This is a genomic window from Kribbella qitaiheensis, assembly GCF_042657745.1.
Taxonomy (GTDB): Bacteria; Actinomycetota; Actinomycetes; order Propionibacteriales; family Kribbellaceae; genus Kribbella; species Kribbella qitaiheensis.
Genome location: NZ_JBHSKE010000070.1, coordinates 1 through 26,714, shown reverse-complemented (window position 1 = coordinate 26,714; position 26,714 = coordinate 1). Strand labels below are relative to the sequence as shown.

Below are 26,714 nucleotides of genomic sequence, written 5' to 3'. Positions count from 1 at the left end.
GGCTGGGTGGGCCTCGGGGCGGTTAGCGTTCGGGGTATGAGTGTGGAGGTTGTTGAGAGGGTGGTGGCGGTTCGGACAGTGGGGGTGGGGAAGCGGTACGGGGGCGGGGAGACCCGGATTGATGCGCTGGATGATGTGAGTGTGGACTTCGGGCGCGGGCGGTTCACCGCGATCATGGGGCCTTCGGGGTCTGGGAAGTCGACCTTGTTGCATTGTCTGGCGGGGCTTGATCGGCCGACGGCGGGGCAGGTCTGGTTGGGGGATGTCGAGCTGACCCGGCTGAACGAGAAGGCGTTGACGCATCTGCGCCGGGATCGGATCGGGTTCGTGTTCCAGGCGTTCAACCTGGTGCCGACGCTCACCGCGCTGGAGAACATCACCCTCCCGCTCGACCTCGCCAACCGGAAGCCCGACCGGGAGTGGCTCGACAAGGTGATCACCACGATCGGCCTCGGGGATCGGCTCAACCACAAACCGTCCGAGCTTTCCGGCGGTCAGCAGCAGCGGGTTGCTTGTGCTCGGGCGCTCGTATCCCGGCCCGATGTGGTGTTCGCGGACGAGCCGACCGGCAACCTCGACTCGCGTTCGTCGGCGGATGTGCTCGGCTTCCTCCACCGCTCGGTGCGCGAATTCGGCCAGACCGTGGTGATGGTGACCCACGATCCCACCGCCGCGGCGTACGCGGACCGGGTGCTGTTCCTCGCCGACGGCCGCCTGGAGTCCGAGCTGCTCGACCCGACCGCGGAGTCGGTCCTCGACATGATGAAGCTGCTCGACGCGCACGAGGCGGGCTGATGCTGAAGCTCGGTCTGCGGTCGGTGCTCGCGCACAGGCTCCGCTTCGTCCTGTGCACGGTGGCCGTGATGCTGGGCATCGGGTTCGTCTCCGGCGCGATGATCTTCACCGACACCCTCTCGACCGCGCTGAAGAAGAACTTCGCCGGCAGCACCGCCGATATCACCGTCACCCCGGTCACGGCGCTCTCGGACGACACCGGTACTTCGAGCGCCCGCCCGGCGACCCTCACGTCGGACCTCGCGAACCAGATCGCCGCGATCCCGGGCGTCGCCGGAACCGACCCGCAGCTCCTCACCACCGGCCCGCAGATCCTCGGCTCCAACGGCAAGCCCACCGACACGTACGGCCTCCCGACGTACGGCGCCGGCTGGCCGCACGACCCGCGCACCTCCCCGTTCAAGCTGATCGACGGCAAGGCGCCGTGGGGCGAGGGCCAACTCGGCCTCGACCAGTCCACCGCGCAGCGCGAGGGCTACGAGCTGGGCGACAAGGTCAAGGTGGTCACCCCCGCCCGGGCCGTGACCGGCACCCTCGCCGCGATCACCACCCCAGTACTCGCGGGCGCCGCGGCAGGCGCACCGCTCGTCACCTTCGACCCGGCCACCGCCCAACGACTCCTGCTCGGCGAACCAGGCTGGACCTCGATCGGCGTCGCAGTTCAGCCCGGGCAGGACTCGGCCGTCGTCACCAAGGCGATCGAGGCCGTCGCGGGCAAGAACGCGACCGTTCGTACCGCCGCGCAGGTCTCGGCCGACGGCAAGAACGCGCTGGACGACACCTTCGGCGGCTTCAGCACGGTGCTGCTGATGTTCGCCGGCCTCGCGCTTTTCGTCGGCACGTTCCTGATCGTCAACACGTTCGCGATGCTGGTCGCCCAGCGCTCCCGCGAGCTCGCGATGTTGCGCGCGATCGGCGCCTCGCGCGGTCAGGTGACGGGGACCGTCCTCGCCGAGGGCCTCGTGATCGGCGCCATCGGTTCCACTCTCGGCCTGCTGCTCGGCGGAGGCGTCGCTGCGGGTCTCCAGTTCTTCTACCAGCGGCTCGACCTGGATATCCCCACCGCGGTGCTGCAGATCAGCCCGGCCACGATCATCGCCTGCTATCTCCTCGGGATCGGCATCACGCTGGCCGCCGCGTACCCGGCCGCCCGGCGCGCCGGCAAGCTCCCACCCGTCGCCGCCATGCGCGACGACGCGATGCTGCCCGAGCGCTCGATCCTGGTCCGCGTCATCATCGGCCTGTTCATGCTCCTGATGGCAGCCACCGTCTACGCGATCGCGGTCAACCTCAAAGGCCTGCCCGCCGCAGTACTGCTCGGCCTCGGTGCCGCGATCACCCTGCTCGGCGTCGTGATGACGAACCCCCTGATCAGTCGGTACGCCGTACGCGGGCTGATGTCGCCGTTCGGGCGCAAGGCGCCGGTGACGCTCGGCCGGCGAAACGCCGAGCGCAACCCGCGGCGTACGTCGGCCACCGCCTCCGCGCTGATGATCTCGCTCGCCCTGGTCAGCGGCCTGGTGGTGATCGCGTCGTCCGCGAAGGCGTCCGTCGACAAGGGCATCACCGACGCCATCGGTACTTCGGACCTGGTGGTCACCAGCGACGGCGGCAACCCGTTCAGCGGGCAGGTCCGCGACCGGATCGCCGAGGTGCCCGGTATCACGTCGGTGCACCGGGTCCGCCAGATGGCCGGCAAGGTCGGCGACACGTCGGTGCGGGTGTCCGGAGTCGACGAAGGCACGCTCGACGGGCCGATCACCGCGCAGATCGAGGCGGGCACCGTCAGCGGCCTGCAACCCGGCCAGGCGATCGTCCCGCGCAACCTGGCGAGGACGCTCGACCTCTCTGTCGGCAAAGCCTTCCAGCTGATCACCACGACCGGGACCCACCGGCTGACCGTGGCCGGCGTGATCGCACCGAACCGGCAGCTGAACGCGATCGCGGTCTCTCTGCCCGGCTACACCGCGATCGGCGGCGCGGCGACCGACTCGACCCTGTACGCCGAAGTTGCCGACGGCACCAGTCTTGCCACCGTGCTGCCGGCGGTGGTTGCCAAGCTCCAGGACTACCCGGCCGTCCAGGTCCGCGACCAGGAGGCGTACGCCAAAGGTGAGCGCGGACCGATCAACGCGATCCTCGGCGTGGTCGGCATGCTGCTGGCGCTGGCGATCCTGATCGCCGTGCTCGGGATCGTGAACACCCTCGCACTCGGCGTGGTCGAGCGGACCCGGGAGATCGGCCTGCTCCGCGCGATCGGGATGGATCGGCCGCAGTTGCGGCGGATGCTCCAGGTCGAGTCGATCGCGATCGCGCTCCTCGGCGCGCTGCTGGGCCTGGTGATCGGCGTGCTCTTCGGCGCCTCCATCCAGCAGGTGATGGCGGAGGACGGACTCGCCGTGCTGGACATCCCGGTGCTGCAACTGGTGATCGCCGTACTGGTCGCGGCCGCGGTCGGCGTACTGGCTGCAGTGTGGCCGTCACGCCGTGCAGCAAAGCTCGACGTACTGCGGGCCATCGCCACCGAGTGAACCGCAGCCAGGACAGGAATTCGCGGGTAGCCTGCCGGTGTGCCGGGCAGCGTGCAGTCCATCGAGCGGGCGGCCGCTGTGCTGCGACTGCTCGCGGCGGCGCCGAACGGGCTGGGGGTGGCCGATCTCGGCAACGCGCTCGGCCTGGCCAAGCCGACTGTGCACGGCATCCTCAAGACCCTGCACCAGGTCGGGTTCGTCGAGCAGGACCACAGCGGCGCGCACTACCGGCTCAGTGACGCCTTCGGCCGCCTCGGGGAGACCTACCTCGACCCGAACGAGCTCCGCAGCCGCGCCATCAACTGGGCCGACTCCCTCGCCTCCCGCAGCGGCGAAGTGGTCCGGGTCGGCCGGCTGGTCGAGGGCAAGGTCGTGGTGGTGCACCACGTGTTCCGGCCCGACGACAGCGACCAGGACCTCGACGTCGGTACGACGCTGCCGCCGCACGCGTGCGCACTCGGCAAGGCCGTGCTCGCCTTCGACGCGAGCGGAGCCACGCGGCCCGGCAGGCTCGACTCGTACACGACCCGGACGATCGTCGACCCGGCCCGGCTGGCCGAGGAGCTGATGGCGGTCCGGGCGAAGGGCTGGGCCGGCGAGTTCGAGGAGCACACCGTGGAGCTGGCCGGCATCGCCGCCCCGATCCGTGGGCTCGGCGGCCTGGTGGTCGGCGCGGTCGGGCTGACCGGCCGGATCGAGCGCATCTGCGATAGCCGGCTGCGGCACCGCACCGACCTGATCACCATGGTCCGCGCCACCGCCGAGGCCATCGGCCGCGACCTGCGGGAAGAGCGCTGATGCGGCGCGTCCGTGCCCCGGTTGGTGCGCGGACGGCCGTTTGGGGCCTACGGTGCGAAGTACTGCCGGTACCACGGGTGCTGTCGGGCAAGGGGGGTTCGGATGGCTGAGCAGTACGTGGCGGCGGTGGACCAGGGCACGAACTCGACCCGGTGCATCCTGTTCGACCGGCGCGGGCGGCTGGTATCGGTCGCCCAGCGCGAGCACCGGCAACTCTTCCCGCGGCCCGGCTGGGTCGAGCACGACGCCGCCGAGATCTGGCGCAACGTCACCCGGGTGGTACCGGCCGCGATCCGCCAGATCGCCGCCGAGCCGTCCCAGATCGTTGCCATCGGCATCACCAACCAGCGGGAGACCAGCCTGCTCTGGGACCGCCGGACCGGTCAGCCGGTCGGCCACGCCGTCGTCTGGCAGGACACCCGGACCGATCGGCTGATCACCGAACTGGCCGGCGACGAGGGCCCGGACCGGTTCGCGGATCTGTGCGGGCTGCCGCTGACGACGTACTTCTCCGCGCCCCGGCTGCGCTGGATGCTCGACCACACCCCCGGCTTGCGCGCTCGCGCGGAGCGGGGCGAGGTGCTGTTCGGCACGATGGAGAGCTGGCTGATCTGGAACTTCACCGGTGGTCCGCGGGGCGGCCTGCACGTGACGGACGTGACGAACGCCAGCCGGACGATGCTGATGAACATCGAGACGCTGGAGTGGGACGACCGCCTGCTCGCCGCCTTCGACGTACCGCGCTCGGTGCTGCCGGAGATCCGCCCGTCGTCCGGGGTGTTCGCGACGGCCACGGAGGTGCTGCCCGGAGTACGGATCGGTGCGGCGCTCGGGGATCAGCAGGCCGCGCTGTTCGGGCAGACGTGCTTCAGCCCTGGCGAGGCCAAGTGCACGTATGGCACCGGGTCGTTCCTGCTGCTGCACACCGGCAAGGAGATCGTCCGATCGACCCACGGGATGCTCACCACCGTGGCGTACCAGGTCGGCTCGGAGCCGGCGGCGTACGCCCTGGAAGGGTCGATGGCGGTCACCGGCTCGCTGGTGCAGTGGTTCCGCGACGGGCTCGGGCTGATCCACACGGCGGCGGAGATCGAGACGCTCGCGCTGACCGTCGAGGACAACGGCGGCGCCTACATCGTGCCCGCGTTCTCCGGGCTGTTCGCGCCGCACTGGCGCAGCGAGGCGCGCGGCGTGATCGCGGGGCTGACCGGCTACATCACCAAGGGACACCTGGCCCGGGCGGTGCTCGAGGCGACCGGCTTCCAGACCCTCGAAGTGGTCAACGCGATGAACGCCGACTCCGGGATCGCGCTGACCGCGTTGAAGGTCGACGGCGGGATGACGGCGAACAACCTGCTGATGCAGTTCCTGGCCGACCTGCTCGACGTACCGGTGGTCCGGCCGATGGTGACGGAGACGGTCTCACTCGGCGCCGCGTACGCCGCGGGGCTGGCGGTCGGCTACTGGCCCGATCTCGAGGGACTCCGGAGCAACTGGCACCGCGCGGGCCAGTGGCATCCCCACATGGATCCGGATCGCCGGGCGACGGAGTACGCGAACTGGCAGGCCGCCGTCCAGCGCACCTTCGGCTGGATCCGGCCCGACCAGGCAAGCTCGGATCAATAACCGTGGGTCAAGGGCGCCAGGTCCAGTTCTGGCGTTCGTAGCGGATCTCGAAGCCGGTCCGGAGCATGTTGTTCAGGGAGGAGTTGACGCCCTCCACCTCCGGCTTGCCGGTCTCGGCGCTCAGCCACTTCACGCCGAGCGCGGCGGCCTGCCGAGCGCGGACCGCGAGCAGCGCCGACTGCGCGCCTCTGCCCCGGTGACCCGGCAACGTCGAGGCACCCGAGAACTCCGCGATCTGACCGGTGATCAGCAGGGATGCGGCGGCGACCAGTTCGTCGCCGTCCCAGGCCCCGTACGCCGTCCAGTCGGGCCGCCCGACCACTCCGGCCGCCATCTCGGCGATCCCTTCCTCAGGCATCCCGAAGCCGCGCACCAGCACCGACGCCCACTTCTCGGCATCGGCGGCACCGACCTCGGCGATCCGCAGCTCGGTCTCGCGCGACTGCACCAGACCTGCCAGCCGGGCGACCTTCACCCAAGTGCCACCCTCGGTGATGCCTTCCTTCTCGCGAATAGCGTCCCAGTCTGGTGGCAGCACCGAAGGCGCGAACTGCAGAGTTGCGGAAGGAGTCCCCTGCTCGCGGTAGAAGCTGGTGATCTCCGCGACGAGGTCAGCCGTGACCGGGCTCTCGAAGCCGAAGCCGAGCGCCTTGCTCCAGTAGTTCGTCACGTCGTGCCGCGCCGACAACACCACCCCGCCGCCGAGCCGCTTCGACGCAAGCCCTAGCAACTCCACCGCCGGCGGCGGCGCCGAGTTCTCGTAACCCCAAAGCGCCTCGGCCTCCGAGAACTCGAGCAGCTCAGCGATCCGGTCCAGCGACATCAAGCATCCTCCAGCAACAGCGGTGAACTACATCTTCGACTTTAGGCTGCGACTTCCGGTGGACCGAGGTCAGGCCTTCCAGGTCCAGACCGGGCGGTCGTAGGCGATCTCGAAGCCGGCGCGGCGGACGTTGTTCAGAGAAGGGTTGTCCTCGCCGCGTGCGGGTTTCACGACCTCGACTGCGAGGGTCGTGCAGCCGGCGGCGAGAGCGTCCTGCACGCGCCGGGCCAGCAGGGCCGACTGCGCGCCGCGCCCGCGGTACTCCGGCAGGGTCGCGGCGCTGACGAACTCCCCCAGCTCACCGTCGACGTACAGAGCGCCGGTGGCGACGAGTTTGTCGCCGTCCCACGCGGCGTAGCAGGTGACGCCCGGGAGGTCGTTGACCGAGGCAAGCATCTCGACCATCCGGCCGTCCGGATCCGGCATCCGGAAGGCCTCGACCTGGACCGCGGCCCAGGCTTCCCCGTCCTCCGGCCCGATCGGGCCGATCCGAAAGGAGGTCTCGACCTGCTGCACCGGCCGCGCGTCGCGCACCAGTTTGTGCAGCGTCGGCTGTCCCTCGACCAGGCCCAGCACCTCGCAGATCTCAGCCCAGTTCGCCGGCAGCACCTCAGGCGCAAGATGGAAGTTCGCCACCGGCCCGCCCGCCGCTCGATAGAAGTCCAGCACCTCGCCGATCAGGTCCTTGGTCACCGGCTCGGTGAACCCGAACCCCTGCGCCTTCGACCAGAATCCGGACGGATCGTTCACCATCGACACCGCGATGCCGCCACCGATCCGCTCAGCGGTGATCCCCATCCGGTCCCGGACCCGCTCGTTCAGCAACGACAACCGGAAGATCAGCTCAGCCTCGAGACGCTCCACCCGCTCAACCATCGTCATACTTGCCACAGTACTAGTGGTTGAAACTACAACAGCCTGGCGGCGCCCCCGCTCGAAGACCGCTCATCTGGTGCACAAGGTGAGGCCTCGGACACCACCGGCTGTCACCCCCGAGAAGGTGTCCGAGGGCCCCACCACCGCACGCCGTTCGGCCGCAGCCCGGGCGATCGGCCTCCCGATGACGGGTTGTTCGGCCACTGGCGCCTAACTAGCCGCCAGTGGTCGAACAGCCATTCAGCGGACCCCGAAGAGAGCCACACGCCGTCGACCACCCGCCCACCCGGCCAACAACCCGCCAGTGGACGAACAACCCGCCATCGCCAGCCCCGAATCGGCACAACCACCCCCACCCAGGCGAAACCCACCACCCACCGGGACGAAACCCCGCCCCCGGGAGCCGCTGACGTACCGACCGACAGGTAGTAGTCGCGGTTCACACCACCCCGGCGGGCCACCCACGCCTGAACCTCCGCGACCATCCAAGTACTACCTGTCGCCCAGTACACCCCACCCCCGAAAACACCACCCCAGACCCGGCTCACACTTCTCCGCGGGATCCGCGTAGCTGCGTCCTTCCCTGGTCGGGATGGGGTGGGTCAAGAGTCGAGCTCGCTCGATCCCGAAGGGACGCCGAAGGCGCTCTTGACGCACCCCATCCCGACTAGCACACTCACGCAGCGGAGCCCGCGGAACCACCCGCACCCATACCCGGACGAACCACCCCCCGCCACCGCGGAAAGGCGGCGCCGTACTCAGGCAGGCGAGACGATATCCGGAGCGCCCAGGCGGACCTTGTCGGCCGACTCGTCGTCGGGTTGTTCCTGGGAGTCGCGTTCGGACTGGACGCGCTGCTTGTAGAAGGAGACCTCGCGCTCGATCGTCGCCTCGTCCCAGCCGAGCACCGGCGCCAGCAGCCGTGCGGCCGCCTCCGCCGCCTCGACGCCGCGGTCCCAGGCCTCGATCGAGATCCGAGTGCGCCGGGCCAGTACGTCGTCCAGGTGCCGGGCTCCCTCGTTGGTGGCGCCGTACACGATCTCCGCCTTGAGGTAGTCCTGCGTGCCGGGCAATTGCTCCCCCAGCGACGGGTCCACCGCGACCAGTGCGAGCACTTCGTCGACCAGCGCGCCGTACCGGTTGAGCAGATGCTCGATCCGGGCCACGTGCAGACCGGAGCGCTGCGCGATCAGGTGCCGCTGGTTCCACATCGCGTGGTACCCGTCGGCGCCGACCAGCGGGGTGCTCTTGGTGACGGACTTGGGCACTCGGCCGTCGAGCGCGTTCGCGGCCGCGTCGATCGCGTCCTTGGCCATCACCCGGTACGTCGTGTACTTGCCGCCGGCAACAACCACCAGACCGGGCGCCGCGTGCGCGACGACGTGCTCGCGGGACAGCTTCGAGGTGCTCTCCGACTCCCCCGCCAGCAGCGGCCGGAGCCCGGCGTACACGCCCTCCACGTCCTCGCGGGTCAGCGGGGTGGTGAGCACGGCGTTCACGTGGTCGAGCAGGTACTCGATGTCCTTGCTGGTCGCGGCCGGGTGCGCCTTGTCCAGGTTCCAGTCGGTGTCGGTGGTGCCGATCAGCCAGTGCCGGCCCCACGGGATGATGAACAGCACGGACTTCTCGGTCCGCAGGATCATGCCGGTGCTGGACTGGATCCGGTCCTTCGGCACGACCAGGTGGATGCCCTTGCTGGCGCGTACGTGGTACTGCCCGCGCTCGCCGACCATCCCCTGGGTGTCGTCGGTCCAGACCCCGGTCGCGTTGACGACCTGCTTGGCCCGTACCTCGAACTCGCGTCCGCTCTCCAGGTCCTTCGCCTGCACGCCGGTGACCCGCTCACCCTGGCGCAGGAATCCCGTCACCTTGACCCGGTTCGCGACGTGCGCGCCGTACGACGCCGCGGTACGGGCCAGTTCCATCGTGTGGCGGGCGTCGTCGACCTGGGCGTCGTAGTACTGCAGTGCTCCGACCAGGGCGGACTTCTTGAGGCTCGGGGCCAGCCGCATCGCTCCGCGGCGGGTCAGGTGCTTGTGGATGGGCATGCCGCCGCCGTGGCCCGAGCTGAACGCCATCGCGTCGTACAGCGCGACGCCGGCGCCGGCGTAGATCCGCTCCCACCACCGGTGCTGCAGGGGGTAGAGGAACGGCACCGGCTTGACCAGGTGCGGTGCCAGGCGCTGCAGGAGCAGACCGCGCTCCTGCAGCGCCTCGTGGACCAGCCGGAAGTCCAGCATCTCCAGGTAGCGCAGGCCGCCGTGCACCAACTTGCTCGACCGGCTGGAGGTTCCGCTCGCGAAGTCGCGAGCCTCCAGCAGCCCGGTAGTCAGGCCCCGAGTTGCGGCGTCGAGGGCCGACCCGCTGCCCACCACCCCGCCACCGATCACCAGGACATCGAGCTCCCGGCCGTCCGCCATCGCCTCGATGGCCTCGGTCCTCGCCTGCGGTGACAGTGCCACTACGCCCACTGTGCTGATCCTTCCCTCGTGTTACTTCTTGTTGCCTGTTGTTACTCTGTGTTATTGCCTAGCCTGGGCCGGCGTCAGTCGACGTCCACCCAGTCGAGCGTGCGCTGGACGGCCTTCTCCCAGCCCTTGTACCCAGCGGCACGCTGGTCGTCATCCCACTGCGGGCTCCAACGCTTGGCCTCGTTCCAGTTCTGGACCAGCTCGTCGGTGTTGTTCCAGAAGCCCACCGCCAGACCGGCCGCGTACGCCGCACCGAGCGCGGTGGTCTCCGCGACGACCGGCTTGCTCACCGGGACGCCGAGGATGTCGGCTTGCATCTGCATACAGAGCTCGTTCGCCGTGACCCCGCCGTCGACCTTCAGGACCTCGAGCTTGACCCCCGAGTCCTTCTCCATCGCGTCGGCGACGTCCTTGCTCTGATAACAGATCGCTTCCAGTGTTGCGCGCGCCAGGTGAGCGTTCGTGTTGAACCGCGACAACCCAACGATGGCCCCGCGAGCGTCGGACCGCCAGTACGGCGCGAACAACCCGGAGAACGCCGGCACGAAGTACACGCCACCGTTGTCCGGGACCTGCCGGGCCAGGGTCTCGGTCTCACTCGCGCCCGAGATGATGCCGAGCTGGTCCCGCAGCCACTGGACGGCCGACCCGGTGACGGCGATCGATCCCTCCAGCGCGTAGACGGGAGCGTCGTCGCCGAACTTGTAGCACATCGTGGAGAGCAGGCCGGCCTTCGAACGGACCAGTTCGGTCCCGGTGTTCAGCAGCATGAAGTTGCCGGTGCCGTAGGTGTTCTTGGCCTCGCCCGGGTTGAAGCAGACCTGGCCGACGGTGGCCGCCTGCTGGTCCCCGAGGTCACCCGTCAGCGGCACGACGCCGCCGAGCGGGCCGTTCGCCAGCGTCTCGCCGTACTTGTTCGGGTCGGACGACGGCCGGATCTCCGGCAGCATCTGGCGGGGGATGTTGAAGAACGAGATCAGCTCGTCGTCCCAGTCGAGCGTCTCCAGGTTCATCAGCATCGTGCGGCTGGCGTTGGTGACATCGGTGACGTGTACGCCGCCGTCGGTGCCGCCGGTGAGGTTCCACAGCACCCAGCTGTCGGTGTTGCCGAAGACGGCGTCACCGGCCTCGGCGGCCGCGCGGACCCCGTCGACGTTCTCCAGGATCCACTGGATCTTGCCGGCCGAGAAGTACGTCGCCGGCGGCAGACCGGCCTTCTGCCGGATCACGTCGCCCTTGCCTTCGCGCTCCAGCGCCGAGGCGATCCGGTCGGTCCGGGTGTCCTGCCAGACGATCGCGTTGTAGTACGGCCGCCCTGTCTTCCGGTTCCACACCACGGCCGTCTCACGCTGGTTGGTGATGCCGAGCGCCGCCAGGTCGCTCGGCTGCAGGTTGTTCGCGTTCATCGCGGTCCGGATCACCGCACTGGTGCGCTCCCAGATCTCCACCGGGTTGTGCTCGACCCAGCCGGCCTGCGGCAGGATCTGTTCGTGCTCCAGCTGGTGGATGCCCACCTCGTTGCCGGAGTGGTCGAAGATCATGAAACGGGTGCTCGTGGTGCCCTGGTCGACGGCACCTACGAAGTCAGCCATGGATTGTCCTCTCCTCACACTGCGCTGTGGTCCCGTGGATCATGCTGTCGTCTCCTCCTCGGGGACCCGGCCCGGCTCCTCGTCGACGTCGCCGACCGGCAGGTTCCGGCCGACCAGCAGGTCGTAGAGGAACGCGCCGATGAGCGCCCCGATGATCGGTCCCACGATCGGGACCCAGAAATAGAGATCCCCGAACTGGTCCTTGAAAGCGTCTCCCCCGTATCCGGTCAGTGCGGACGCAAGCCGCGGGCCGAAGTCACGTGCCGGGTTGATCGCGTAGCCCGCCAGCGTGCCCCAGGCCATCCCGATACCGACGACGAGAAGGCCGATCATGAACGGGCCGAGGTTCGCTGCGGGGGCGGTGTTGCGCAGGTCGACGATGGCCAGAATGACCAACATGAGGATCGCGGTACCGATGATCTGGTCGAGGAAACCGCCCCACACGCCGACCCCGAGTTCCACGCTGCCGTTGCCCGGCAGGGTGGAGAACACGCCCTGACTCTTGATGGTCAGGCCGGGGTCGAACTTCTGCAGGACCTCGGAGTAGTTCCAGCGGACCACCATCGCCGCCGCGAACGCGCCGAGGAACTGCGCAACGATGTACGGCAACACCTTCCGCCAGGCGAACCCGCGGAAGGCCGCCAGGGCGATCGTCACCGCGGGATTGATGTGGGCGCCGCTGACCCGGGCCGACACGTACACACCCATGGTCACGCCGATGCCCCAGGCCCACGCGATCGAGTCGTGATCGCCGATCCCGCCGGCCACCACTTGGGCGACGACACCGACACCGAACAGGATCAGGATGAATGTTCCGGCGAACTCGGCCGAACACTCCCCCAGAAGGGTCCTCGACTTGACTACCTCGGTCGTTGCCATGCTGACCTCCCTTCCACCCCGTGACGACCACGGAGAACTGGAATGTAGGAGCGTTAGCGAGGCGGCACAACGCTGCTCGTTCGACATTGTCGAACGAGCCGCCAGGCCCCTCCCGACTGCGACACCCGACGGGGCGAGGACTTCGTCCGGATAGCGCAACGTCCGAAGTACCGAGGGCTGTGGCCCACGGTGCTTCGGACGTTGTCAGTGGTGCGGAAGGTCAGCTGGCGGTGCCGGTCTTGGGGGCGTCGCCGCCTGGCTGGTTCTCCGGGAAGTGGCAGGCGGTCTGGTGGCCGGGCGCCAGCTGGAGCAGGGGCGGTTCGACCGTCTTGCAGATGTCCTGGGCCTTCCAGCAGCGAGTGTGGAACCGGCAGGCCGGGGGCGGGTTGATCGGGCTGGGGACGTCGCCCTGCAGGCGGATGCGCTCCTGCTTGGCCCTGCGCTTGGTGTCCGGGATCGGTACCGCGGACAGCAGCGCGAGCGTGTACGGGTGCATCGGCGTCTCGTAGAGGTCGACCCGGTCGGCGAGCTCCACGATCTTGCCCAGGTACATCACCGCCACCCGGTCCGACACGTGCCGGACCACCGACAGGTCGTGCGCGATCATCACGTAGGTCAGGTCGAACTCGTCTTGCAGGTCCTCCAGCAGGTTGACCACCTGGGCCTGGATCGACACGTCGAGCGCGGAGACCGGCTCGTCGGCCACGATCAGCTTCGGCCGCAGCGCCAGCGTCCGGGCGATGCCGATGCGCTGCCGCTGGCCGCCGGAGAACTCGTGCGGGTAGCGGTTGTAGTGCTCGGGGCTGAGGCCGACCAGCTCGAGCAGTTCCTGGACCGCCTTCTTCGTGCCGCCCTCGGTCTTCACGTGCTGCAGCTTGTACGGCGCACCGACGATCTTGCCGACCGTGTGGCGCGGGTTCAGCGAGCCGTACGGATCCTGGAAGATCATCTGGACATCTTTACGCAGCGGCCGGATCTTGCCGTCGGACATGTGGGTGATGTCCCGGCCCTCGAACACGATCTTGCCCGCGGTCGGTTCGAGCAGCCGGGTCAGCAGCCGCCCAGTCGTGGTCTTGCCGCAGCCGGACTCGCCCACCAGCGAGAACGTCTCGCCCTTGGTGACGGTGAAGTCCAGGCCATCCACCGCCTGGACGGCGCCGGTCTGGCGCTGCAGCAGGCCCCTGCGGATCGGGAAGTGCTTCACCAGGCCCGTCACCGTCAGCAGCTCCTCGCCGGTCGGCGGCTTCGCCGCGGTCGGGTCGATGTCAGTCGTCGTCACGGTTGCTCCGTCAGTCCCCTGTGAGGTCACAGGTTCGGCTTGATGTCGGTTTCCCAGCTCTGCTTGCGCAGCTCCGGGGTGAGGTGACAGGCCACCTGGTGTCCGTTGCCGATGTCCAGCAGTTCCGGCCGCTCGGTCTCGCTCAGGCCGCCGTTCAGGTGCGCGTAGTTGCAGCGCGGGTTGAAGGGGCAGCCCGGCGGCACGTTGATCAGGCTGGGCGGCGTGCCCTTGATCGGGATCAGCCGGTCGCTGCGCTCCCGGTCGATCCGCGGCATCGAACCCAGCAGACCCCAGGTGTAGGGGTGCTGCGGCCGGTCGAAGATGTCCTCGGCCGAGCTGTACTCGATCGCCCGGCCGGCGTACATCACCTGGATGTCGTCGGCCAGCTCGGCGACTACGCCGAGGTCGTGCGTGATGATGATGACGGCCGAGTTGAACTCGCGCTGCAGATCCCGGATCAGGTCCAGGATCTGAGCCTGCACGGTCACGTCGAGCGCGGTGGTCGGCTCGTCCGCGATCAGCAGGTCGGGGTCGCAGGACAGCGCCATCGCGATCATCGCGCGCTGCCGCATGCCGCCGGAGAACTGGTGCGGATAGGCGTCCACCCGCTTGTCCGGCTGCGGGATGCCGACCCGGTCGAGCATCGCGATCGCGTGCTTGCGCGCGACCTGCTTGCTCACGTCGTTGTGCACGCGGTAGGCCTCGATGATCTGGTGGCCCACCGTGTAGAAGGGGTGCATCGCCGACAACGGGTCCTGGAAGATCATCGCCATCCGCTTGCCGCGGAGCTTGCGGACCTCCTCGCGGCTGGCCGAAATCAGGTCCTGGCCGTCGAGGAAGATCTCGCCGGTGATCTTCGCCGTACCGGCCTTATGCAGGCCCATGATCGACAGGCTGGTCACGCTCTTGCCGGAGCCGGACTCCCCCACGATGCCGAGCGTCTTGCCGCGCTCGAGCCGGAAGGACAGCCCATCGACCGACTTGACGATGCCGTCGTCGGTCGGGAAGTGGACCTTGAGATCGCGGACGTCGAGGAAGGCTTCGCCACGCTCGACGCGCTGCACGGTGTCTTGCTTGACGGTGTCTCGCTTCGGCTCGGTCACTGGATCCGCACTCTCGGGTCGACGACGGCGTACAGGAGGTCGACGACCAGGTTGGCGAAGATGATGAACACCGCCGCCACCAGCGTCACACCGAGAACCTTCGGCAGGTCGTTCGCCCGCAGCGCGATGACAGCGTACTGGCCGATCCCGGGCAGCGAGAACGTCGTCTCGGTCAGGATCGCGCCACCAAGCAGCAGACCGAGGTCGAGGCCGAAGATGGTGAGAATCGGCGTCAGAGCCGACCGCAGCCCGTGCTCGACGATTACCCTCCGCTCGGTCAGGCCCTTGGCCCGGGCGGTGCGGACGAAGTCCTCATTCATTGTCTCGAGCATTCCTGCCCTGGTGAGCCGTGCGTATGCCGCGGCGTACAGGAAGGCGAGGGTGGTCCACGGGAGGATCAGGTCGTAGGCCCACTCCAGCGGGTTCGCCGCGTCCATCGGATTGGTTCCACCCTGGGCCGTCCAGCCGAGCTTGTAGCTGAAGATCGACAGGGCCAGCAGACCGGTGAAGAAGATCGGCAAGGAGACACCGGCCAGGGCGACCGTCATCATAGACCGGTCGAGGACCGATCCGCGTCTCAGAGCCGAGATCACACCGGTGGTGACGCCCGCGAGCAGCCAGATGACGGCGGCTCCGAGCGCCAGCGAGGCGGTGACGGGTAATCGGCTGACCAGATCCGGCCAGACCGGCGTCTGGCTGAGGAACGAGTAACCGAAGCACGGTGCCGGGCAGTGCTCGGTAGCCGGCCCGTAGTTGTACTCCTGGCCGACGATGAGGCCCTTCACGAAGCGGCCGTACTGCACGTAGAGGGGATCGGTGAAGCCGAGCTTCACTGCGGTCTCGTGGATCTGCTCAGCACCGGCGCTCTTGCCGACGTAGCGCGAGGCCAGGTCGTCGGCCGTCGCACCACCTAGGCGGGGTACCAGGAAGAAGATCGAGAACGTGACGGCCGTGACCACGAAGAGCAGGACAACTGCTCCGATCAGCCGTCGGACAATGTATGCGAACACCGTGCTCGGCGTGGTGGCCGATGATCATAACGATCACCGGCCACCGTAGCCTTCACCTACCTCTGCTCAAGTGGTCAGGACACCTGGACGACTAGCGCTTGGACGTGCCCATCGCGGTGTAGTCGTACATGTTGAAGCCGTCGTTGACGAACACGTTCGTCAGATTGTCCGGCCGGTACAGCAGACCCTTTGCCCAAATGCCCGGCAGCATCACGGCCTCCGACATCACCTTCTTGTCGACGTCCACCCAGATCTGCTCACGAGCGGCCTTGTCGGTGGTCTGCAGCGCCTTGTCGATCATCTGATCGACCTCGGGGATGCGGACACCGAGGTTGCTGTTACCACCGGTCGGCCGGATGGTGCGGCTGTCCACGATCTGGCTCAGGAACCCGAAGCCGTCCGGCCAGTCGGCACCCCAGCCATAGACGATCAGACCGAGGCCGTTCTTCTTCGCGAAGTCCGGCTTGCCGGCGTACAGCTTCAGGTAGTCGCCGGTCGGGTACGGCTTGGTCGTCAGCTTGATACCGACCCGCGACAGGGACTGCTGCAGGGATTCGGCGGTCGCCTTCTCCTTCGTCCTGTCGGCGCGGTAGGTGATGTTGGTGCTGAAGCCGTTGGGCATACCGCACTGCTGCAGCTCCGACTTGGCCTTGTCCAGGTTGCCCTTGGGGTCGGTCTTGAAGCCGTAGTCGTCGAACTGCTTCGAACCCGGCAGCAGCGGCGGCATCAGGTTGGTGGCGATGTCACCGCCGACGGGGCCGCCGTACGCGCGCTGGTAGCCCTCGTGGTCGGCCGCGTACAGCACGGCCTTGCGGCAGTGGATGTTGTCGAACGGCTTGACGTCGCTGTTCAGCACGGTGAACCAGAGCCGGACGACATCGGCCGAGTCGGCGTGAGCCTTCAGCTGCGGGTCGGCGAGGATCTTGGCCTGAGTCTGCGGCTGAACACCCGTACCGGCGATATCGACGTCGAGGTCACCGGCCTGCAGGCGGTTGTCGATGTCCGCACCGTTGACGTTCAGCTCGACGGTGATCTTGTCCGGCAGCGCCTTGCGGCCGGTGTCGGGATCGGTCGCCGGGTCGTACTGGTCGTTGCGGACCAGCGTCATCAACTTGTCGAGCTGGTAGCTCTCCCACTTGTACGGTCCGGTGGAGACGACGTGCTCCTTGTACTTCGCACCGGTGTCCTTCGCCTGTGGTACCGGCATCGTGGCCGGCAGCTGGGCGAAGTAGTCGAAGCCGGAGAACGGCTTGTTCAGGTGGAAGACGATGGTTTGGTCGTCCGGCGTCTCGATCGCCTTGGCGACACCCGCCAGCGCCTTGTCCTTGTAGGGGCTGAAATCCTTCGGGACATCCAGCAGGAAGTCGTTGAAGTACGTCGGCCCGTTCGGGAACGTGGTCTTGTCCAGCGAGCGCGCGACGCCGTACTTGACGTCCTTCGAGGTCACCGGGGTACCGTCGTCGAACTTGACGCCCTTGCGGATCTTGTAGGTCCAGGTCTTGGCGCCGTCACTCGGAACACCGAGGGTCTCGGCGAGGTCCGGGACGACCTGGGAGCCCTCCTTGCCCGGTGCCGACTTGAAGACCACCAGGCTCCGGCCGTAGTTCCGGATGAAGTTCCAGGACAGACCGTAGTAGGTGTCACCCGGGTCGACGGAGTCCCAGTTCTCGGTCACCGCCATCCGCAGCGTGCCGCCCTTGGCGTCGGACGGGTTGTACACCTTGCCGACAGCCGCGTTGAACTCGGCCTTGGCGGTGTTGCCGCCGCCACCGCTGTTGTCGCTGCCGCTGTTGTCGTTGCCCCCGCAGGCAGCCAGGCTCAGCGCGGCGACCGCACTGACGGCGATCGCCGTCGTGATGCGATTCCTTCTCATTGTGTGTTGCACCCCTTTTTTCGGTGAGAGCCAAGCTCCCTGGTTGGAGGTAAGTCTTAGCGCGAGCGCGGGTCGAGGGCGTCCCGGAGGCCGTCGCCGAACAGGTTGAAGGCCAGCACCGTGATGAAGATGGCCAAACCCGGCGGAACCATGTAGAGCGGTGCGACCTGGTACCAGTTGGTAGCCGTGGACAGCATGTCGCCCCAACTGGGCGTAGGCGGCCGGACGCCGACCCCGAGGTACGACAGACCGGCCTCGAACAGGACGTTCGTCGGGATCAGCAGGGTCGAGTAGACCAGGATCGGAGCGATCAGGTTCGGCAGCAGCTCGGTGAAGAGGATGTATGGGCGCCGTGCGCCGAGACTGCGGGCCGCGTCGACGAACTCCCGCTCGCGCAGCGACAAGGTCTGGCCGCGGATGATCCGGCCGATGTAGGGCCAGCTGAAGAAGCCGATGATGAACACGATCAGCGCGACCCGCAGCGAGTCACCCTTCAAGCCGAACAGGGAGTCCGGGATCGTGCCGACCAGCGCGAGCGCGAACAGCACCAGCGGGAAGGCCAGGAAGATGTCCATCAAACGGCTGATCAGCGTGTCGATCCAGCCGCCGAAGTATCCGGCGATGATGCCCGCCGTGGTGCCGATCACCACCGACAGCAGCGTCGCAAGGAACGCGATCAGCAGCGAGATCCGCGCGCCGTACACGACCCGGGCGAAGATGTCGCGCCCGTTCACCGGCTCGACCCCGAACGGGTGATCCCAGCTGATCCCGTTCCACTTGCCGATCGGGGTCTGCAGCGACGCGTCCACCAGGTCCTCATGGAAGTCGTTCGGGGTGACGCCGACCACCTTGCAGATCAGCGGAGCGAAGATGGCCACCAGGATCAGCAGCAGCACCACGACGCCACCGGCGATGGCGACCTTGTCCCGCTTGAGCCGGATCCAGGAGATCTGCCAGAGCGACCGACCCTCGATCTTGCCGACGCCCTCGACTACGGCTTCCGGCTGTGCCAAGGCCGATCCGGGCTCGACCTCGAGTGGTGTAGTCACGCGATGGGTACCCCTGCCTCAAAGTTGTCGGACCGGAAGTTGTCGGACCGGCGGAAACCGGTATGGCTGCCGCCTTAACCTGCCGCCATTACTGCCCGGAGTCAAACGCGGAAAGTGCTGCGTTGCCCGATCGTGATGCGCAGGAAATCGTCCCGTATCGTGGGACAACTCGCAGTAAAGCATGCCCCTACCGGGGGTCGCGATCGCCTCGCTGTGCGTGAGGGGAGAAGTCCGCCCGGTAGCGGGCCACGGCACGCCGCATCACTACTTCCGCAAGCCTGAGAAGTAAACGAATGACAGTGGGTTCGCCGCCTCCGCCACGTTCCGCAAACCCTTCGCCGCCACCACCGGCAACTGGCCCTGCCAGGTCGGGATGACGGGCGCTTCCTGAGCGATCAGCAACTGCAGGCTCTTCAGTGACTCTTCGCGATCGAGCTGGTTCTGCTCGGCGATCTCCTGATCCAGCAGCTTGGTCGCCGCCGCGCTCCGGTACCCGTTCTGGTAGAGCCCGCCATCGCGGAGGAACGGCGCCAGGTAGTCGTCGCTGTCGGGGTAATCAGGCAGCCAGCCGGCGTGGTACAGGTCGAACGCCCCGGCCCGGGCCAGCTGCTGGTACCGCGGCCCCTCGACGCTGCGCAGGACCACCTTGAACAATCCCGACGCCTCGAGCTGCCGCTTCAGCTCGAGCACCTCGGCCTTGGCGCCCGCGCCGTACTGCGTGGGCGTCCAGCCGACGGTGAGCGTGACCGGCGTGGTGATGCCCCCCTCACGCAGGATCGCCGCGGCCGCGGTCTTGCTCGGCTCCTGGTACTGCGAACGGAACGCGTCCACCTGGCCGCCGAATCCCGGCGGGACCATGGAGTACAGCGGAGTGACGCGATCGCCGTACGCCTTCTTCGCGATGGCCTGGCGATCGATCAGCTGCGCCACGGCCCGTCGTACTGCGGGTTTGCGGGCGACCAGGGACTTCATGCTGAAGGCGAAGAAGCGGATCTCCGCGGACGGCGCCTGGACCACCTGCACCTGGTTCGCCGTACGCAGCCGGTCCAGCGCGCCTGGCCCGAATCCGTGGACCCCGAGGTCAGCCTTGCCCTGGGTCATCGCGTTGGTCAGCGCCGCCGCGTCTGAGACGAAACTCACCTCGACGCCGTCGTTCTGCGCCCCGCGCGCGCCCTTGTATTTGCTGAACTTGGCGAGCACCGCTCGCACGCCCGGCTTGTACGACGTGAGCTGGTACGGCCCGCTACCGATCGCCTTGTCGTTCGCCAGCTTCGACGCCGGGTAGGACTCCTCGTCCACGATCGACGAGCCGGTGATGGTCAGCAGGTACGGCAGCCGCGCGTCCGGCTTCTTCAAGGTGAACACCGCGGTCAACTCGTCCGGCGTGCTCACCGAGGCGACCGACCCGAACAACGCCGCCGGACCGCCCGGGGTCTTCAGCCGGATCATCCGGTCGAAGCTGAACTTCACGTCCGACGAGGTGAGCTGGTGCCCATTCGGGAAGGTCAGCCCGTTCTTCAGGCTGCACGTGTACGTCGTGGGCGCGTCGTACTGGCAGTCGGCGGCGTCCGGCACCGGGGTCGGCTTGTCCGGGGTCATCGTCAGCAGGGTCTGGTAGAGGTTCGCCTGCAGGATGCGGGACCCGACCTCGGCGGGACCGGCCGGGTCGAGTGAGGTGACCGTGTCGGCGGTGACGACCTTGAGGACCACGTCTTTCGGCGCCTCGCCACTCTGGTGCGTGGTCTGGGCGGGCTTGCCGCAGGCTGCGAGCGATCCCGCCAGCACGCCGACCGCGACCACCCAGGCGCCCCGGCGCCTCAACACTGTCACCATTCCACCCTTCCCCAGAACACCCCCGCGGGTCCCAGAACGAAGGTATCCCGTCAACGGAGCAGGCCTCGCAGCGCGTCCGGCGTGACGGTCTCGAGTGACTCGATCACAAGCCGTCGCGGTGCCGCCGGGATCTCCACCCATTGCGGTACCGCGACCACGAACGCGCCGGCCGCGGTCCCGGACGCAGTACCGCCCGGTGAGTCCTCGATCACCACGCAGTCGACGGGGTCGACGTCCAGCTCGCGGGCGGCGGTCAGGTAGGGCTCGGGGTGCGGCTTGCCGTTGGCCACCTCGTCCCCGGCGACGATCACGTCGAACAGATCCGGCGGCAGGTGCGACATCACCGCGTCGATCATCACCCGGTACGACGCCGATACCAGCGCGCAGGGGATGCCGTCGCGCTTGAGCGCCTGCAGGAGCTCCACCGCGCCGGGGCGGAAGACGACCTCCTCCTTCAGCGAGCGGATCACCTCGCCGTACATCCGTCCGGCCAGTTCGTCGGGCTCGATCGCGCCGGCCGGGATGCGCGACATCCACACCTTCACCGCGTCACCGAGGTCGCTGCCGACCAGATCGACACAGTCCTCGATGGTCCAGGTCGCACCGAGCGAGGTCAGCAGGTCGATCTGCACCCGGGCCCAGATCGGTTCGGAATCCACCAGCGTGCCGTCCATGTCCCAGAGCACCGCCTGAAGGGTCATGAGGCGTTGAAGTACTTCGCTTCGGGGTGGTGAACCACCAGGGCGTCGGTGGACTGTTCCGGGTGCAACTGCAGCTCCTCAGATAGGTGGACGCCGATTCGTTCCGGCTTCAACAACCCCACCAGTTTCGCCCGGTCCTCCAAGTCCGGGCACGCCGGGTACCCGAACGAGTACCTCGAGCCGCGGTACGCCTGGTCCCGCAGCATCCCGTCCAGGTCCCCGTCCTCGCCGCCGAACCCCAGCTCGTCGCGCACCCGGGAGTGCCAGTACTCCGCGAGCGCCTCCGTCAGCTGCACGGACAACCCGTGCAGCTCCAGGTAGTCCCGATAGGCGTTCCGCGCGAACAGCTCCCCGTCACCTCGGCCACCTTCGGCCCCATCGTGACAAGGTGGAACCCGACCACGTCGAGCTCGCCGGACTCCTTCGGCCGGAAGAAGTCCGCCAGGCAGAGGAACCGGTCGCGCCGCTGCCGCGGGAACTCGAACCGGTGCAGCTCCGCGTGGGACTCGGGATCCAGCACCACGAGGCTGTTGCCCTCGGAGTAGCACGGCCAGTACCCGTAGACCACCGCCGCCTCGAGGATCCCCTCGGTGTGCACCCGGTCCATCCACATCCGCAGCCGCGGCCGGCCCTCGGTCTCGACCAGCTCGTCGTACGACGGACCGTCGGCGCCGCGGGTGGCCCGCAGACCCCACTGGCCGAGGAACGTCGCCCGCTCGTCCAGGTATCCCGCGTAGTCGGCGAGCGGGATCCCCTTGACGATCCGCTCACCCCAGAACGGCGGCTTCGGTACCGGGTTGTCCAGTGCGACGTCGGACCGCGCGGGGATCTCGTCGAGCGGCCGGTCGAGCGTCTTCGTGGCAGACCTGACCCGGCGTTGCCTCCGCTCGGGCAGTGCCGCGCCTGGCACACCTCGTTTCACGGCCATCGCGGCATCCATCAGCCGCAGTCCCTCGAAGGCGTCCCGGGCGTAGCGGACCTCCCCCTCGAAGAGATTGCCGAGGTCTTGCTCGACGTACGCGCGGGTCAGTGCGGCACCACCGAGCAGGACGGGCCAGCGCTGAGCTAGTCCGCGCTGGTTCAGCTCCTCGAGGTTCTCCTTCATCACCACGGTCGACTTCACCAGCAGCCCGGACATGCCGATCACATCCGCCTTGTTCTCCTCGGCGGCCTCCAGGATCGCGTTCACCGGTTGCTTGATGCCGAGGTTGACCACGCTGTAGCCGTTGTTGGTCAGGATGATGTCGACCAGGTTCTTGCCGATGTCGTGTACGTCACCCTTGACCGTCGCCAGCACGATCGTGCCCTTGCCTTCGTCATCGGTCTTCTCGATGTGCGGTTCGAGATGGGCGACACAGGTCTTCATCACCTCGGCCGACTGCAGTACGAATGGCAGCTGCATCTGGCCGGACCCGAACAGCTCGCCGACCACCTTCATGCCCTCGAGCAAGTCCTCGTTGATGATGTCGAGCGCTTTCTTGCCCGCGGCAAGCGATTCGTCCAGGTCCGCCTCGACGCCGGCGCGCTCACCGTCGATGATGCGCTGCTTCAGCCGCTCGTTGACCGGTAGCGCGAGCAACTCCTCCAGCTTGCTCGCCTTAAGGTCAGACGCCTTTACGTCGGCGAACAGCTCGAGCAGGTGCTGCAGCGGGTCGTACCCCTCGCGGCGCCGGTCGTGGATCAGGTCGAGCGCGGTCTCGCGCTGGTCGTCCGGGATCTTCGCGACCGGCATGATCCGGCTCGCGTGGACGATCGCCGAGTCGAGCCCGGCCCGGACGCACTCGTGCAGGAACACCGAGTTCAGCACATGCCGCGCGGCCGGGTTGAGGCCGAACGAGATGTTCGACAGGCCGAGCACGGTCTGCACGTCAGGGCGGCGCCGCTTCAGCTCGCGGATCGCCTCGATCGTCTCGATCCCGTCGCGGCGCGACTCCTCCTGCCCGGTCGCCAGGGTGAACGTCAGGCAGTCGATCAGTACGTCGTGCCCCTGGATCCCGTAGTCCCGCTGCAAGGTGTCGAGCAACCGCTCCGCGATCGCCACCTTGTGCTCGGCGGTCCGCGCCTGCCCCTGCTCGTCGATGGTCAGCGCCACCACGGCCGCGCCGTACTCCGAGGCCAGCGAGGCGATCCGCGCGAACCGGGACTCCGGCGCCTCCCCGTCCTCGAAGTTCACCGAGTTCAGGGCGCACCTGCCGCCGAGCATGTCGAGCCCTGCCTGCAGTACTGCGGGCTCGGTGGAGTCCAGCATGATCGGCAAGGTCGAGGCGGTTGCCAATCGGCTCGCGACCTCCTTCATGTCGGCGACGCCGTCCCGGCCGACGTAGTCCACGCAGAGGTCGAGCAGGTGGGCTCCGTCGCGGATCTGCGCCCGGGCGATCTCGACGCAGCCCTCCCAGTTCTCGGCCAGCATCGCCTCCCGGAACGCCTTCGACCCGTTCGCGTTGGTCCGCTCCCCGATCGACAGGTACGACGTGTCCTGCCGGAAGGGGACGTGCTGGTACAGGCTCGACACCCCTGCCTCGGGCTGCGGATGACGTGGCTGCACCGGACGGCCGCCCACCCGCTCGACCACCTGGCGCAGGTGCTCCGGCGTCGTACCGCAGCAACCGCCGACCAGGGACAGCCCGTACGAGTCGACGAAGGTATCGTGCGCGTCGGCGAGTTCCTCGGGGGTCAGCGGGTAGAAGGCGCCGTCGGCCGTCAGTTGCGGGAGGCCCGCATTCGGCATGCAGGTCAGCGGGATGGTCGAGTGCCGGCTCAGGTAGCGGAGGTGCTCGCTCATCTCCTTCGGCCCCGTCGCGCAGTTGAGCCCGATCAGGTCGATGCCCAGCGGCTCCAGCGCGGTAAGGGCCGCGCCGATCTCGCTGCCGAGCAGCATTGTTCCGGTCGTCTCCACCGTGACCGAGACGATGACCGGGATGGTCGACCCACTCGCCGCAAGCGTTTGCTTGGCGCCGATCACGCTCGCCTTGGTCTGGAGCAGGTCCTGGGTGGTCTCGATCAGGATCGCGTCCGCTCCTCCGTCGATCAGGCCGCGCGCGTTCTCGGCGTACGCGTCCCGGAGGATGCCGAAGGTGGTGTGCCCGAGCGTCGGGAGCTTGGTGCCCGGGCCGACGCTGCCGAGCACGAAGCGGGGCCGGTCCGGTGTCGACGCGGCGTCCGCGGCCTCGCGGGCCAGCCGGGCGCCAGCCTCGCTCAGCTCGTAGATCCGGTCACCGATGCCGTACTCCCCCAGGTTCGCGAAGTTCGCCCCGAAGGTGTTCGTCTCGACGCAGTCGACGCCGACGTCGAAGTACGCCCGGTGGATCTCGCGGACCACGTCCGGCCGGGTCACGTTGAGGATCTCGTTGCACCCCTCGTAGCCCTGGAACTCCTCCAGCGACAGGTCGTAGGACTGCAGCATCGTGCCCATCGCCCCGTCGGCCACCACCACCCGTTGCGCGAGCACCTCTCGCAGGTCGGGACGGTCATCACGACGTTCGGACGCTGCTGCAGCCACCGGGGCCTCCAGACATAGGGCCTGACGTTGGGAAGAACCAGTTGACCACTTCCCGGTGCCGGGCCAAGCCTCGCGATCCGGTATCTGATCAGCCGTCTCAGATGGTAGTGCGGTGTCACGACACTTTTCGCTGCCCGTGAACCCCACCGCCACCGGCCTCGTTATGCACGTAGGCTGGCAGTCCGGCACCGGCGGCTCGGGCAGCGCCGGACGGCTACTTACAGACGACTAGGACAGGGGGTGGCGAGTGGTAGATCTCGCGAACCTGAGAGATCCGGTCGTGATCGCCGCGTTCGAGGGCTGGAACGACGCGGCCGAGGCGGCCACCGGAGCGGTCGACCACCTGATCGAGGAGTGGGACGCGGAGCTCGTCACCGCTATCGACCCCGAGGACTACTACGACTTCCAGGTGAACCGGCCGCAGGTCAACTTCGACGACGAGGGCGTCCGGCGGCTCACCTGGCCGACCACCCGGGTCTTCCTGGCCCGCCCCGACGACACCGACCGCGACGTGCTGCTGATCCGCGGCATCGAGCCGAACATGCGCTGGCGGGGATTCTGCCGCGAACTGCTCGAACTGGTGGACGAGTCGAACGCCCAGCTGGTCGTCGTCCTCGGCGCCCTGCTCGCCGACTCCCCACACACCCGGCCGATCCCGGTCAGCGCCTCCTCGTCCGACCCGGAGCTGGTCGCATCGTGGAGCCTGGAGCCGTCGGCCTACGAGGGCCCGACCGGCATCACCGGCGTCTTCGCCGACCTGTGCAGCACCCTCGGAGTACCGTCGGTCTCGATCTGGTCCGCGATCCCCCACTACATCGCCGGCACCCCGTGCCCCAAGGCCTCCCTCGCCCTGCTCGGCAAGGTGGAGGCCCTGCTAGACCTCCCGATCCCCGAAGGCGACCTCCCGGAACTGGCCCGAGCCTGGCAACGAGGAGCCGACGAGCTCAGCGAGGAAGACCCCGAGGTCGCCGAGTACGTAGCGTCCCTGGAGGAGCAGCGCGACACCACCGACCTCCCCGAGGCCAGCGGCGACGCCATAGCCGCCGAATTCGAACGCTACCTCCGCCGCCGCAACACCGACCGCCCCGAATAGCCCTGTACCCCGGCCGCCTGCTGCCGGGGTACCGCCGCGCCACGAGCGGAGGTGGGGCCACTGGCACAGGTTCGGGTGGTTCCCGCCGGTACAGGCTCGGGTGGTTGCGTCCCCGGGCTGCGTGATAGTGCTAGTCGGGCCGGTGTGCGTCAAGAGCGCTTCGCGTCCCTTCGGGATCGGAACAAGTTCCGACTCTTGACACACACCACCCCGACCAGGGAAGGAACGCAGCTATCCCGGAGCCGCTGAGAGGTATGGCGACAAGGACCGGGAAACTCCTCCTCCTAACGTCCGGGGAGCTACTTGCCCAGATGGTCGGGGAGCTGCCTCGCCCGGACCTTCGGTCTTCCTTTGTCCAGAGGTTCCGCTGGCCCCCCGAAACCGGCACCTTGTGCACCACCTGAGCAGATCCCGGCCACCCGGACACTCAACCGGCGCACAAAGTGCGGCCTCGGACCCCACCACTGCACGCGTTCGCCTCCTAGGCCTGCGATCGACCTCCCGATGACAGGGTGTTCGGGCGCTGGCGCCTTACAAGCCGCCAGCCAGCGAACGACCCGCCAGCGGACCCCGAAACGAGCCACACGCCGCCGACTAACCCGCCCAACCGGCCAACAAACCCGCCAGTGGACGAACAACCGGCCAGTGGTCGAACAACCTGTCAGCACCAGCCCTCGAATCGCCGCAACCACCACCCGCCGGGGCGAAACCCAACGCCGGAAGCCCCTTGCGTACCAACCGACAGGTAGTAGTCGCTGCCCACACCACCCCGACGTGCGACCCACGCCTGCGACCTCTGCGACCATCCAAGTACCACCTAATGGGTGTTATCGGGTCGGTCGCTGGCAGACTCGGTGCCTGTAGCCGCTGGTAAGTGAGCACT

17 protein-coding genes and 1 pseudogene are annotated in these 26,714 nt (G+C 68.0%); 5 read left to right on the top strand and 13 right to left on the bottom strand.

All coding sequences use genetic code 11. The annotated features are described in order from the left end of the window. Positions 1-36: 36 nt before the first annotated feature. From ACFPJ1_RS38040 to glpK (ACFPJ1_RS38025), 4 genes are all read left to right on the top strand, one after another. Positions 37-795, top strand: a complete 759-nt coding sequence (locus ACFPJ1_RS38040) for an ABC transporter ATP-binding protein (RefSeq protein ID WP_380111174.1) — start codon at positions 37-39, stop codon at positions 793-795. Continuing rightward, complete coding sequence (locus ACFPJ1_RS38035; RefSeq protein WP_380111173.1) at positions 795-3,326, top strand: ABC transporter permease; 2,532 nt, start codon at positions 795-797, stop codon at positions 3,324-3,326. Before ACFPJ1_RS38040 ends, ACFPJ1_RS38035 begins: the two co-directional genes overlap by 1 nt. Positions 3,327-3,365: 39 nt before the next feature. Further along, entirely contained in the window at positions 3,366-4,124 is a 759-nt protein-coding gene (locus ACFPJ1_RS38030) for an IclR family transcriptional regulator (RefSeq protein ID WP_380111172.1), read from the top strand. Positions 4,125-4,226: 102 nt separating this feature from the next. Continuing rightward, entirely contained in the window at positions 4,227-5,750 is a 1,524-nt protein-coding gene (glpK, locus tag ACFPJ1_RS38025; protein WP_380111170.1) for a glycerol kinase GlpK, read from the top strand. A gap of 7 nt (positions 5,751-5,757) precedes the next feature. On the opposite strand, the gene ACFPJ1_RS38020 is transcribed toward glpK (ACFPJ1_RS38025), so the two are convergent. The 13 genes and pseudogenes from ACFPJ1_RS38020 to metH form a co-directional block, all read right to left on the bottom strand. Then, complete coding sequence (locus ACFPJ1_RS38020) at positions 5,758-6,573, bottom strand: GNAT family N-acetyltransferase (RefSeq protein WP_380111169.1); 816 nt, start codon at positions 6,571-6,573, stop codon at positions 5,758-5,760. A 69-nt stretch (positions 6,574-6,642) separates the two neighbouring features. Continuing rightward, complete coding sequence (locus ACFPJ1_RS38015; RefSeq protein ID WP_380111167.1) at positions 6,643-7,455, bottom strand: GNAT family N-acetyltransferase; 813 nt, start codon at positions 7,453-7,455, stop codon at positions 6,643-6,645. Positions 7,456-8,207: 752 nt separating this feature from the next. Continuing rightward, on the bottom strand, positions 8,208-9,920 hold the full coding sequence (locus ACFPJ1_RS38010; protein WP_380111166.1) for a glycerol-3-phosphate dehydrogenase/oxidase: 1,713 nt from the start codon (positions 9,918-9,920) through the stop codon (positions 8,208-8,210). 74 nt (positions 9,921-9,994) lie between these two features. Then, a complete protein-coding gene (gene glpK, locus ACFPJ1_RS38005) occupies positions 9,995-11,512 on the bottom strand; it encodes a glycerol kinase GlpK (RefSeq protein WP_380111165.1) in 1,518 nt (505 codons plus the stop codon). A gap of 39 nt (positions 11,513-11,551) precedes the next feature. Then, on the bottom strand, positions 11,552-12,391 hold the full coding sequence (locus ACFPJ1_RS38000) for an MIP/aquaporin family protein (RefSeq protein WP_380111164.1): 840 nt from the start codon (positions 12,389-12,391) through the stop codon (positions 11,552-11,554). Positions 12,392-12,611: 220 nt separating this feature from the next. Continuing rightward, entirely contained in the window at positions 12,612-13,670 is a 1,059-nt protein-coding gene (locus ACFPJ1_RS37995; protein WP_380111163.1) for an ABC transporter ATP-binding protein, read from the bottom strand. 26 nt (positions 13,671-13,696) lie between these two features. Beyond that, a complete protein-coding gene (locus tag ACFPJ1_RS37990) occupies positions 13,697-14,734 on the bottom strand; it encodes an ABC transporter ATP-binding protein (RefSeq protein WP_380111181.1) in 1,038 nt (345 codons plus the stop codon). A 35-nt stretch (positions 14,735-14,769) separates the two neighbouring features. After that, positions 14,770-15,783 (bottom strand): ABC transporter permease, encoded by a 1,014-nt coding sequence (locus ACFPJ1_RS37985; protein ID WP_380111162.1) that lies wholly within the window; start codon positions 15,781-15,783, stop codon positions 14,770-14,772. A 91-nt stretch (positions 15,784-15,874) separates the two neighbouring features. Next, positions 15,875-17,656, bottom strand: coding sequence for an ABC transporter substrate-binding protein (locus tag ACFPJ1_RS37980; protein WP_380111161.1), 1,782 nt, complete (start codon positions 17,654-17,656; stop codon positions 15,875-15,877). 56 nt (positions 17,657-17,712) lie between these two features. Beyond that, the gene (locus ACFPJ1_RS37975) at positions 17,713-18,705 is read right to left on the bottom strand and encodes an ABC transporter permease (RefSeq protein ID WP_380111160.1); all 993 of its coding nucleotides are present in this window, start codon (positions 18,703-18,705) and stop codon (positions 17,713-17,715) included. Between the two features lie 264 nt (positions 18,706-18,969). Then, on the bottom strand, positions 18,970-20,538 hold the full coding sequence (locus ACFPJ1_RS37970; RefSeq protein WP_380111159.1) for an ABC transporter substrate-binding protein: 1,569 nt from the start codon (positions 20,536-20,538) through the stop codon (positions 18,970-18,972). A 50-nt stretch (positions 20,539-20,588) separates the two neighbouring features. Then, positions 20,589-21,239 carry an HAD family hydrolase gene (locus ACFPJ1_RS37965; RefSeq protein ID WP_380111158.1) on the bottom strand — a complete coding sequence of 217 codons (651 nt, stop codon included), beginning with the start codon at positions 21,237-21,239 and terminating at the stop codon, positions 20,589-20,591. Beyond that, positions 21,236-24,651: pseudogene (gene metH, locus ACFPJ1_RS37960) on the bottom strand (methionine synthase). Before metH ends, ACFPJ1_RS37965 begins: the two are co-directional and overlap by 4 nt. 334 nt (positions 24,652-24,985) lie before the next feature. Between metH and ACFPJ1_RS37955 the strand changes: the two are divergent. Beyond that, positions 24,986-25,831 (top strand): PAC2 family protein, encoded by an 846-nt coding sequence (locus ACFPJ1_RS37955; RefSeq protein WP_380111157.1) that lies wholly within the window; start codon positions 24,986-24,988, stop codon positions 25,829-25,831. The last annotated feature ends 883 nt before the right edge of the window (positions 25,832-26,714 follow it).

Coding starts and splice junctions, on each gene's coding strand:
- ACFPJ1_RS37965 (WP_380111158.1), bottom strand. CDS start 21,239: ATGACCCTTCAGGCGGTGCTCTGGGACATGGACGGCACGCTGGTGGAT.
- ACFPJ1_RS38015 (WP_380111167.1), bottom strand. CDS start 7,455: ATGACGATGGTTGAGCGGGTGGAGCGTCTCGAGGCTGAGCTGATCTTC.
- ACFPJ1_RS38040 (WP_380111174.1), top strand. CDS start 37: ATGAGTGTGGAGGTTGTTGAGAGGGTGGTGGCGGTTCGGACAGTGGGG.
- ACFPJ1_RS37980 (WP_380111161.1), bottom strand. CDS start 17,656: ATGAGAAGGAATCGCATCACGACGGCGATCGCCGTCAGTGCGGTCGCC.
- ACFPJ1_RS38035 (WP_380111173.1), top strand. CDS start 795: ATGCTGAAGCTCGGTCTGCGGTCGGTGCTCGCGCACAGGCTCCGCTTC.
- glpK (WP_380111170.1), top strand. CDS start 4,227: ATGGCTGAGCAGTACGTGGCGGCGGTGGACCAGGGCACGAACTCGACC.
- ACFPJ1_RS37970 (WP_380111159.1), bottom strand. CDS start 20,538: ATGGTGACAGTGTTGAGGCGCCGGGGCGCCTGGGTGGTCGCGGTCGGC.
- glpK (WP_380111165.1), bottom strand. CDS start 11,512: ATGGCTGACTTCGTAGGTGCCGTCGACCAGGGCACCACGAGCACCCGT.
- ACFPJ1_RS38000 (WP_380111164.1), bottom strand. CDS start 12,391: ATGGCAACGACCGAGGTAGTCAAGTCGAGGACCCTTCTGGGGGAGTGT.
- ACFPJ1_RS38020 (WP_380111169.1), bottom strand. CDS start 6,573: ATGTCGCTGGACCGGATCGCTGAGCTGCTCGAGTTCTCGGAGGCCGAG.